The organism is Phormidesmis sp. 146-12 (assembly GCF_052939495.1).
Window position 1 is genome coordinate 42,093 of sequence record NZ_JBJPHS010000049.1, and the last position, 11,064, is coordinate 53,156.

The window sequence follows — 11,064 nt, forward strand, 5'->3', positions numbered from 1 at the left end:
TATAGCAGTGCCAAATTGTTGAGGCTGGTTGCCACATCGAGATGAGTCTCGCCTAAGAGTGATCGTCTCAATTGCAAAACTTGTTGAAAGAGGGGTTCGGCTGCCTCGTAGCGTCCCTGAACACGATACAGTTCTGCCAAATTGTTGAGGCTGGTTGCCACATCGAGATGAGTCTCGCCTAAGAGCGCTCGCATCAATTGCAAAGCTTGTTGAAAGAGGGGTTCGGCTGCCTCGTAGCGTCCCTGAGACTGGTAAAGCACTGCCAAATTGTTGAGGCTGGTTGCCACATGGGGATGAGTCTTGCCTAAGAGCGATCGCACCGCATCAAGACAACCAACTAACCAAGGCTCTGCTGAACTATAGAGTCCTTGACCTTCGTAAAACCAACCAACTCCAACAAAGCTCCACATCAGAGCGTTTTCAGTGAGGAAATCCAGGAGGTCTTTAGACACTTTTTTGAGGTGGGGAATGTCAGGAGTCACTATTTGAATCAGATCTAGCGTGGGGTCATGAGGAATTTGCTGCGCCACTGCGATCATCACCTCGACAAACGATCGCTTCATCGCGTCGGCTGCTTCTGTTTGGGTCAGTTGTTCCTGCAAAAACACCCGAATCAGTGCATGAATCCGATACACTCCCACTTCTACCCACTGCACCAGATGCCACTTCACCAATTCTCGTTTGGCAAGCTCAACGGCTTCCTCTTCCCAGCCCAACCCCGCCATCACCCCTTCCACCAGTCGCCAGGGAATCTCCGCCGCCGCAAACAAACCCAGCACACAGCCCAACTGCCGCGCCTCCGGTGACAACGCCTGCCAACTCAATCCGATCGCCGCCCTCACCCCTCGCTTTGCCGTCACCCTGAAGTAAGTTTCCTCAAGCTCCGACTCAGAATAATCGATCGCCTTCGCATCTAATTTCTGCTTCTCCAACCGTTGCAGCATCTTCGCCAGAGATAAATCCGGGTCTGCATCCAGATAGCGCCCCACCAGTTCGATCCCCAGCGGCAAATATTCCAACCATTTCAGCAGCTTTCGAGCGATCCACGGCTCTTGTCTCAAACGATCGCGCCCCACCAACTCCCCAAGCAACTGTATCGCTTTTCTAGGCGGCAACACATGCAGCGACACCGAGGGAATCGAGCGATCGGGCTGCAATCTCGTCGTCATCAACACCCGAAACCGCGACGGCATCCCCTCCAACACTTGCCGACACCGCTTCCATTCGGTCACATCATCCAACACCAGCAGCACAGATCCCTCCGATGGCTTCCAGTGTTGCCAACACCATTTCACCTGCTCCAATAGAGTCAGCGATCGCCCGTTAAACTGCTGCAAAACCTCCAATCCTAGCCTCACGCTGGCAAACAAAAGCACCTGTTCCGCCGGATCTTGCTCTCGCACCGACAGCCAACACACGCCACCCGGAAACTCTGCCTGATGATCCGTCGCATATCGAATCGCTAACTCAGTTTTTCCTACGCCACCCATCCCAGCAATCGCAGAAATCGCCACTCGATCGCTTTCCGTCAGCAACTCCTCGATCGCCTGCAACTCCTTTTCTCGCCCAACAAACGTCGATACGCCACTCTCAGGAACCGTCTCTGGGGTAGTCTTCTCGGTTGGCTCTTCTCTGGAAGGTTGCTTTCAGTGATGGTGATGTTCTCCCCCTTGAAACACCGTACTTCCATCTCGCATCTGAGTTTGATAGTTGGTGCCGCCGTAATTATTCTGCTGCTGGTTCATGCTGCTCTCATCCTGCACGACTTCTAGATGAATCTCTTGCGCCAACTGCTGAATTTCCTGCGAAAACTGCGGATCATCGTCCATCGCCACCTGCAAATAGGCAATCAACCGATCTTTTTCTGCCGCGTTTCCCTGCTCGATCGCCGTTAATGCCGCTTCTGCGGTTGGCTTTCCCCAAAGTTTCTCGCGCACTTTCTGATACAGCGCATCCAGTTTCTTTAATCCCGTCTCCGTAAACTTCTTCGCAACCTCGCCTGCCCCCGCTTCCACAAACTTTTTGAATGCAAGGTCAGCGATCGCAGCAGCCGTCAAAGTCAATACAGGTTCCATCGGGGCAACTCCACGTCAAGGCTGTATCTTTTCTAACTCAAAAAAGATAAGCCTAACCCAAAGCATCACAGTTTCTTTTGGGAACCCCACAATTTGAGTTCAAACCCCGACAATTTGAGTTTCAACCAGCACTTCTTGAGTAAAAAGCCGCAATTCTTGAGTTCAAACCCCGACAACTTGAGTTCAGACCCCGACAACTTGAGTTTAGAACCCGACAACTTGAGTTTAGAACTCGACGATTTGAGTAAAAAGCTGCAATTCTTGAGTTCAGAACTTGATCGCCCGACTCAAAAACACGACAACTCCAGTTCAAAACAAAAACCTTTGAGCAAAAAGCTGGAAACGTCGGGATAAAAGCAGGAACGATCGTGATCGCGACACTTTTTCTAGCTCACGACAGATAAACTTCTCTGCATGATTCTCTGCAAACAACGATAGATAGATATGAAACAATGAATTGGTAAGTTGGTTTCCAATGAGTGGCAGAGTTTAGGTAATGCAATACGATCGCCTTTCGACCGGGGTTTCGGGATTGGATGAAGTGTTAGAGGGGGGACTGCTTCCTCGGCGAGCCTATTTAGTCAGAGGAGGTCCGGGTGCGGGTAAAACAACGCTGGGGCTAGAGTTTCTGTCGGCAGGGGCAGCCCAAAATGAGCCAACTCTCTTCATTTCTCTCAGTGAATCCGAAGCGCAGGTGCGATCGAACGCCAATCTTCTAGGCTTTGACCTCCAAGCTGTCACCTTTCTCGATCTCAGCCCCAGTTCTAGCTTTTTTACAGAAGTCGAAACCTACGATATCTTCTCCTCTGCTGAGGTTGAGCGAGAACCCACCACCCAGAGAATCGTCGAACAGGTACAACAGCTTCAACCGGGGCGAGTTTTTATCGATGCGATGACTCAGTTTCGCTACTTATCAAGCGATGTGTTTCAGTTTCGCAAGCAGGTTCTCTCGTTTTTGCGGTTCCTCCTTGAACAGGGCGCAACGGTGCTATTTGCTTCAGAAAGTAGCCACACCAACCCAGACGACGACTTGCAGTTTATGAGCGATGGCGTAATTGAGTTGCAACATGACAGCGGCGATCACAGCGTCAGAGTCACCAAATTTCGGGGATCACACTTCAGATCAGGCCCTCACACCCTGCGACTTTGCAACACGGGGATGGCTGTTTTTCCGCGACTGCAACCCGATCACTACGAATGTGACTTTGTGCTGGAGACCATTTCATCGGGCGTGAGCGAACTGGATCAACTGCTACATGGCGGCATTGAGCGGGGCACCGTCACCGTATTAACCGGGCCAACCGGAGTCGGCAAAACCTCGTTAGGAGTGCAATTTATGAAAGCGGCAGCCAGCCGAGGAGAGCGATCGGTACTCTATACCTTTGAGGAGCAGGTCAACACGCTGCTACATCGGGCCGAGTCGATCAATACGCCTGTGCAAGCAATGATCCAGCAAAGAATGCTATCGGTCGTCTCGATTGAGCCACTGCACTTTAGTCCCGATGAGTTTGCTAACCTGGTGCGCCAAGAAGTCGAACAACAACAGGTGCGGGTGGTGATGATTGACAGCGTTGCAGGCTACAAACTCTCTGTGCGAGGAGCCAATTTAGTGATGCATCTTCATGCCTTGTGTAAGTATCTGCAAAATATGGGCGTGACGGTGATTTTAGTCAATGAAACCGAATACATCACCGGAGATTTTCGGGTTACAGAAGTTGGCATTAGTTATTTAGCGGACAACATTATGTTTCTGCGATACCTGGAAATGGGTGGCGAGATGCGAAAAGCGATCGGCGTTCTCAAAAAGCGACTGTCTAATTTTGAACGGACGCTACGAGAATTGAAAATCACCTCAAAAGGGATCAAAGTTGGGCAACCCCTGACGCAACTGCGCGGCATCTTGAGCGGCATTCCAGAATGGATCGATGAGCGGGATGCCTAAAGACCCCCTACAGATTTTGGTACTCGATCGCAACCGTCACAATCTCACATTGTTGACTCAATTGTTGGAGCGGCAAGGCTATCAGGTGTTGCCTGCTCTCTGTCTAGAGGACGTTGCTCTAATCTTGGAGCCAGTGCCTAAAATTGATCTGGCATTAATTGATATTTCTGGATTTGATGCCACCATCTGGTCAGTCTGCCAACAGCTTCGCCAACAGGAGATTCCTTTTCTTGTGATTTCGCCGAGACATCATGCCGCTATTCAGCAAGCCAGTATTGCTCACGGTGCCAATGGACTGTTAAGCAAACCGATCGTCATGCGGGAGTTTTTGCAGTTAATTCGGGAGTTGCTTAAATGAACCGAATCCTGGTGCTATTAGAACACCGCGAAAATCGTCGGCTCATGTCAGAGTGGCTCAGTCCACGCTATCAAGTCATCGTTCCTGATTGGGACATCGATAGTGTGAGGCATTCACTCGCGTCTGAATCGTTTGATCTGTGCATCATCTGTGGCAGAACGTTGGATCAGTTGGAGCAGGCTGTCCAAGCGCGACGCGATGCCGAACAGCCCATTTTACTGCCGTTCTTGTTGGCGACCAGCCGCCCAGATGTGGGATACGCCACGCGGCACCTCTGGCAAAGTGTGGATGAACTGATTATTCAACCGATCGAGAAGATCGAATTGCAGGCGCGCGTTGAGATTTTGCTGCGATCGCGTCAACTTTCACTGCGACTTCAGGTTTGCGAATCAGAGACAACTCAGCAAATTGCAGCAAGGCAGCAGGCCGAAGTAGGGCGCGATCGGGCGATTTCTGCCCAGCATTACAGCGATGCACAGTTTCGTCAAATGGCCGAAATCATTCCCAGTGTGTTTTGGCTATTTGATCTAAAAGCCCAGCGGCCGATTTATGTCAGTCCCGCTTACGAGACCATTTGGGGACGCGATCGTGATGACCTCTACAGCAATTTCAGCACTTGGTTTGAGTCCATTCACCCCGACGATCGTGAACGAATGCGATCGGCAAATGAGCGCTGTCTAGCTAATGGTCAGAGCGATGAAGAGTATCGAATTATTCGACCCGATGGCTCAATGCGCTGGATTCGCGATCGCGGGTTTATCCTTCTGGATGAAGATGGACAGCCTTCTCGATCAGCAGGTGTCGCCGAAGATATTACCGATCGGGTCTCCATCGAAGCCCAACGCCGTCAGACCGAAGCCGAATTGCTCACGAGTGAAGCTCGATTTCGCCGCATTTTTGAGTGCAACATGGTGCCGATGGGAACTTGGATGCGATCGGGCAACGTCGCCGCCGCCAATGACGCACTTCTTGACTTAATTGGATGCACTCAAGCCGACCTAGAAGCAGGTCTGATCAACTGGCAAGCTTTAACCGTCCCCGAACACGCCTATCTCGATCAGATCGCTCTTGAAGAGATTGCAGCAAAGGGCATCTGTACTCCTTTTGAAAAAACCTACATTCACAAAAGCGGTCGGCGGGTTCCCATCTTGATTGGCGCTGCTTCGTTTGTGGATGATCCCGGTAGTGGCGTGTTTTTTGCGATCGATCTCACCAGTACCAAAGCCGCCGAACTTGAACTCAACCGCGTTTTAAAGCTAGAGCAAGCCGCCCGCACCGAAGCCGAACGCGCCAATCGCATCAAAGACGAATTTCTCGCCGTCCTCTCTCACGAACTTCGCACTCCGATGAATCCGATTCTCGGCTGGGCTAATCTGCTGCGACAGGGCAAACTGGATGCCACCAAAGCAACCCAAGCGATCGCGACGATCGAGCGCAATGCCAAACTACAAGTACAACTGATTGACGATCTGCTGGATATCTCTCGGATTCTGCGCGGCAAGCTGACGTTGAAACCGCTTCCGGTAGCGCTGTCGGCGGTGATTGAGGGGGCGATCGAGACGGTGCGATTAGCGATCGAAGCCAAAGCCGTTCAGCTTCAGGTAAATCTTGATCCCATTGGGTCAGTGTTAGGCGACGGGGCGCGACTTCAACAAGTGGTCTGGAATCTGTTGACCAATGCAGTCAAATTTACGCCTACAGGCGGGAGAATCACCGTCAACTTAACGCAGATTGACAACCAGGTTCAGATCCAAGTCAGCGATACGGGCAAAGGCATTCACCCTGATTTTTTGCCACATGTCTTTGAGCATTTTCGGCAGGAAGATGGCGCGACGACTCGTAAATTTGGTGGTCTGGGACTGGGACTGGCGATCGTCCGTCAAATTGTTGAATTACACGGCGGCACCGTCAGCGTCAGCAGTCCCGGCGAAGGACAAGGAGCAACCTTTACCGTCAGCCTTCCACTTGCCTCTCAATTAGAAGCTGTGCCATCGCCACGATCGCTCCCCTCGACAGCCGATCTGAGTGGGGTTGAGATTTTGGTGGTAGATGACGATGACGATTCGCGAGAGTTTGTCGCCTTTGCCCTGGAGCAAGCGGGTGCGATCGTGCGGGCGGTCGCTTCTGGGGCTGAGGCTCTACAGATTTTTACCCAATCTCCGCCCAACCTGCTGATCAGCGATATTGGAATGCCCGAAATGGACGGCTATATGTTGATGCGCCAGATTCGATCGCTCCCCGTTCAGCAAGGAAAAAATGTGCCTGCGATCGCGCTCACCGCCTACGCTGGAGAAGCCGACGAACGAAGAGCATACGCTGTCGGTTTTCAAAAACATTTACCAAAGCCGATCGATCCAGTTGCCAGTATCGCCCTTATTTCTGAACTTCTCCATGCTCACGACAAACGACAAAGTGCCTTTCTAAAGCAGCGTTAGTTCGATGCAGTTTTTTGGCTTAGGATTGCTCTAAGCTTTTGCCCTTCAAGCTGCCCATTCTGGGGACTTTAAGACAAAATTTCTGGTTCAAAGTTCTTTACTACAGAAATTTAACGTGAATTCGATGAGGTTTTTTTGCTTTGTTCTTCAGCGCTTCTGCCCCCCAACCCCCCAAAATTGGGGGACTTTCAGACAAGATCTTGGGTTCAAAGTCCCTCACTCGTGGGGGATTTAGGGGGCTGCCTGGATTCACAACCGCAGCGAAAGATTTCATCGAATTCACGTAAATTTAGGGGCGTTCCTGGCTGTGTAATCGCCGCGAAAAAACTTCACTAAATCGAGTTAAAACACTCAATGGAACACGCCTACTGGTACGATGGCAACCTGATCAAAGGCAAGACACTGGAACTGGCGATCGACGACCCCGCCCTCCTTTACGGTGCGACCCTCTTCACCACCTTGCGCGTCTACCAGACTCTCGACCATCCCCTCACGAACTGGTCAGGACACCTAAACCGCCTCCAAACCAGCCAGCAAGCCTTTCACTGGTTGCCCCCTGATTGGCACCGCCTGCGCCAGGGAGCCGATCGTCTCAGCCAAACCTTTCCCATTCTCAGAATCGTCCTCTTCCCCGACGGTCGCGAATGGATCACCGGAAGATTTCTCCCCGCCGATCTCACCCACCGCCAACAAAACGGCATCACCGCTTGGCTCCCCGAACCCTCCTCCCTCCTCCCTCCTCCCTCCCTCACCCGCTCCCTCCCCTCCCACAAAACCGGAAACTACCTCGCCCCCTGGCTCGCCCTCCAAACCGCACAGCGCCACAACGCCCAGGAAGCTATTCTCACCGACGATGCCGGAAACTGGCTCGAAACCAGCACAGGAAACCTTTGGGGCTACTGTGATCGTCACTGGTGGACACCTCCCCTGGAGTCAGGAATCTTGCCCGGATTATTGAGAACCCAACTCATTACAAAAATCAGGTGCCAAAATGAAGAAGTCACCGAACAACCGTGGAACCCCGAATTGGTAAAACAGTTTGAAGCGATCGCCTACACCAATTGCGTTATGGAAATCATTCCCATTCACACAATTTTGCGGAGTCCTTCACCCCAAACCTATCCCCCATCGCATCCCGGTTTTCGGACGTTGCGAGAGATTTTTAGACCTTAAACCATGGCTCGAAGACCAAAGACTCAAAATGCTGCTTTGCTTAATGTTCAAAGTCGAGCGTCTAAAGTCCAAAGTCGAGCGCCAGAGTCCAAAGTCTCTCTCTTGATCTCTCGCTGAATTCTCATACTAAGTTAATATTAATTAACATAAGTAACATTTGAGAATCGCCTCATCCCCACCCGTTAGGAGGACAACCCTCGGTGAATAAACGCTGGAGAAACGCAGGACTGTACGCACTCCTGGCAGTTGTAGTCATTGCGCTGGCAACCACCTTTTTTGACGATCGCCCACAGACTCGTGAAACGTGGCGCTATAGTCAGTTCATTCAAGAAGTGCAGAGCAATAAAGTTGAGAAAGTGAGCCTGAGCGCTGATCGCACGAGAGCGCTGGTGCAGGTTCAAGATGGTAATCGGGTTCAGGTCAACTTGCCCCCCGACCCTGAGCTAATCAATATTCTGATCAAAAACAACGTTGATATTTCAATTTTGCCTCAGCAAGATGAAAGCTTCTGGTTGCGGGCGCTGAGTAGTCTGTTCTTCCCGGTGCTGCTGCTGGTGGGTCTGTTCTTTTTGCTGCGTCGCGCTCAAAACGGCCCCGGCAGTCAAGCGATGAACTTTGGTAAATCAAAAGCCAGAGTGCAGATGGAGCCTCAGACTCAAGTCACCTTCGGCGATGTCGCAGGTATTGACCAGGCAAAACTAGAACTTAACGAAGTCGTAGACTTTTTGAAGAATGCCGATCGATTCACCGCGATCGGAGCCAAAATCCCTAAAGGTGTCCTACTGGTTGGGCCGCCTGGAACGGGTAAAACCCTTCTCGCGAGAGCCGTTGCTGGAGAAGCGGGTGTGCCTTTCTTCTCGATCTCTGGCTCTGAGTTTGTCGAAATGTTTGTAGGTGTGGGGGCTTCCCGCGTTCGCGATCTGTTTGAACAAGCCAAAGCCAACGCGCCTTGTATCGTCTTTATCGATGAAATTGATGCCGTCGGTCGGCAACGGGGTGCAGGTCTCGGTGGCGGTAACGATGAGCGCGAACAAACCCTCAACCAACTGCTGACCGAAATGGACGGCTTTGAGGGCAACACGGGCATCATTATTATCGCTGCGACGAACCGCCCTGATGTGTTGGATGCGGCTCTCTTGCGTCCCGGTCGATTCGATCGTCAAGTGGTGGTCGATCGTCCCGATTACGCAGGCCGTTTGGAAATTCTCAACGTTCACTCTCGCGGCAAAACGCTCTCAAAAGACGTTGACCTTGAGAAGATTGCGCGTCGGACTCCTGGATTTACTGGCGCAGACCTGTCTAACCTGCTCAACGAATCCGCCATTCTCGCCGCCCGCCGCAACCTGACCGAAATCTCAATGGACGAAGTGAACGACGCAATCGATCGCGTCCTCGCGGGCCCTGAGAAAAAAGATCGCGTCATGAGCGAAAAGCGCAAAGAATTGGTGGCTTATCACGAAGCAGGTCACGCGCTGATTGGGGCTTTAATGCCTGACTACGATCCGGTGCAAAAGATTAGCATTATTCCTCGTGGTCGTGCTGGCGGTTTGACCTGGTTTACTCCGAGCGAAGACCGCATGGATTCGGGTCTGTACTCTCGCTCTTATCTGCAAAACCAGATGGCTGTCGCCCTGGGTGGTCGGATTGCCGAAGAAATCATCTACGGTGACGACGAAGTGACGACGGGTGCAGCCAGTGACCTGCAACAAGTGGCGCGGGTTGCCAAACAGATGGTGACGAGATTTGGGATGAGCGATCGTCTCGGCCCCGTTGCGCTGGGTCGTCAGCAAGGCAATATGTTCTTGGGTCGTGACATTGCGGCTGAGAGAGACTTTTCTGACAAGACGGCATCAGCGATCGATGAAGAGGTCAACAGCCTGGTTGATCAAGCCTACCGTCGCGGTAAGCAAACGCTGTTAGAAAATAAGCACGTTCTCGATCAGTTGGCAGCCTTGCTAATTGAGAAAGAAACCGTCGATTCTGAAGAACTGCAAGAACTGTTGGCTAACAACGATGTGAAAATGGCTTCGATCGCCTAACCGTTCCTAAAATCATCTAAAGGGCAATCTTGGAGCAATCCGAGGTTGCTTTTTTTGAAGCTATAGTTTGAAGTACGATCGTCCCATCTCCACCGCAAACTACTCATGGTCAGCACTCGCGACGTAACAACCTCTCAAGCCGCCGAATCAGAAAGGCGAATCGTACTTCACAACGTCAGTTGGCAGGCTTATGAGAAATTTTTGGACGCGATGGAAGAGAGCCATTCTACCCGACTCACTTACTACAAAGGCATTCTAGAAATCGTGGCTCCGTTAGAATCTCATGAAAATGCTGGCAGCCTGGTTGGTCAATTTATCGAAATTTTGACAGAAGAACTGGGTCTGACGCTCAAAAGCATGGGTTCTACAACGCTCAAGCGACCAGAAATCAAAATCGGCGGGGAGCCGGATAAGTGTTACTACATTGCCAACGAACCTTTGGTCAGAGGGCGGACTGTTAACCTGGCGATCGATCCCCCGCCCGATTTGATTATCGAAGTGGATATCACGCACACTGACATTAACAAAAATGCGCTTTATGCAGAAATGGGCGTTGGCGAATTCTGGCGGTACAACGGTAAAACACTCACAATCTATCAATTGCAGAACGGCACCTATCAGGAACTGTCTACGAGTCCGACGTTTGCGTGGGTAGAGAAAGAGCGGCTGTATCAGTTTCTCAAAGACTGCACTCAAGTAGGAGAAACTCAGGCAAAAAGAATGTTTCGCGCCTGGATTCGGGAATGGTTGTCGAAATGACTGTATGAATGAACCAACCTGATAATTTTTAATCCCAATGTTCGCTAAATTTGGAATCGGCTGTCTTTTGGCGTTGGTCTTGCAGAATGGACATCCTACCGTCGCTTCAAGTTATCCCCAAAAGGCTGCTTCCCCCAAATTAACGCCGCATCGAATCAGTCTCGCCAACGGCAAAACGTTTAGTCTCAACCTGCCGGAAAATTATCAAATTCGCGTCGCTGCACAGGGGGGCGTTGCATAATAGAGGGATGAATGAGGGTGTTGTACTATGCAGTGTCGATAC

General features: G+C 51.3%; 10 protein-coding genes. 8 read left to right on the forward strand and 2 right to left on the reverse strand.

What is annotated here, in order from left to right; translation table 11 throughout:
• Positions 1-1,553, reverse strand: a 1,553-nt coding sequence (locus tag ACKFKF_RS19910; protein WP_446869306.1) for a tetratricopeptide repeat protein, incomplete at its 3' end; no start/stop codon positions are given.
• Positions 1,554-1,646: 93 nt separating this feature from the next.
• A complete protein-coding gene (locus ACKFKF_RS19915) occupies positions 1,647-2,075 on the reverse strand; it encodes a hypothetical protein (protein WP_446869307.1) in 429 nt (142 codons plus the stop codon).
• Positions 2,076-2,252: 177 nt separating this feature from the next.
• On the opposite strand from ACKFKF_RS19915, the gene ACKFKF_RS19920 reads away from it, so the two are divergent.
• From ACKFKF_RS19920 to ACKFKF_RS19955, 8 genes are all read left to right on the forward strand, one after another.
• Entirely contained in the window at positions 2,253-2,429 is a 177-nt protein-coding gene (locus ACKFKF_RS19920; RefSeq protein ID WP_446869309.1) for a hypothetical protein, read from the forward strand.
• Between the two features lie 142 nt (positions 2,430-2,571).
• Complete coding sequence (locus tag ACKFKF_RS19925; RefSeq protein WP_446869310.1) at positions 2,572-4,017, forward strand: ATPase domain-containing protein; 1,446 nt, start codon at positions 2,572-2,574, stop codon at positions 4,015-4,017.
• Positions 4,010-4,375 carry a response regulator gene (locus tag ACKFKF_RS19930; protein ID WP_446869311.1) on the forward strand — a complete coding sequence of 122 codons (366 nt, stop codon included), beginning with the start codon at positions 4,010-4,012 and terminating at the stop codon, positions 4,373-4,375. Before ACKFKF_RS19925 ends, ACKFKF_RS19930 begins: the two co-directional genes overlap by 8 nt.
• On the forward strand, positions 4,372-6,810 hold the full coding sequence (locus tag ACKFKF_RS19935) for an ATP-binding protein (protein WP_446869313.1): 2,439 nt from the start codon (positions 4,372-4,374) through the stop codon (positions 6,808-6,810). The genes ACKFKF_RS19930 and ACKFKF_RS19935 overlap by 4 nt, the downstream gene beginning before the upstream one ends.
• Positions 6,811-7,164: 354 nt before the next feature.
• Positions 7,165-7,983: an aminotransferase class IV gene (locus ACKFKF_RS19940; protein WP_446869314.1), complete on the forward strand. Its 819-nt coding sequence runs from the start codon at positions 7,165-7,167 to the stop codon at positions 7,981-7,983.
• Positions 7,984-8,183: 200 nt separating this feature from the next.
• Positions 8,184-10,022 carry an ATP-dependent zinc metalloprotease FtsH3 gene (ftsH3, locus tag ACKFKF_RS19945; protein WP_446869315.1) on the forward strand — a complete coding sequence of 613 codons (1,839 nt, stop codon included), beginning with the start codon at positions 8,184-8,186 and terminating at the stop codon, positions 10,020-10,022.
• A gap of 105 nt (positions 10,023-10,127) precedes the next feature.
• A complete protein-coding gene (locus ACKFKF_RS19950) occupies positions 10,128-10,781 on the forward strand; it encodes a Uma2 family endonuclease (protein WP_446869316.1) in 654 nt (217 codons plus the stop codon).
• A 37-nt stretch (positions 10,782-10,818) separates the two neighbouring features.
• Positions 10,819-11,022 (forward strand): hypothetical protein, encoded by a 204-nt coding sequence (locus ACKFKF_RS19955; protein WP_446869318.1) that lies wholly within the window; start codon positions 10,819-10,821, stop codon positions 11,020-11,022.
• Positions 11,023-11,064 lie beyond the last annotated feature (42 nt).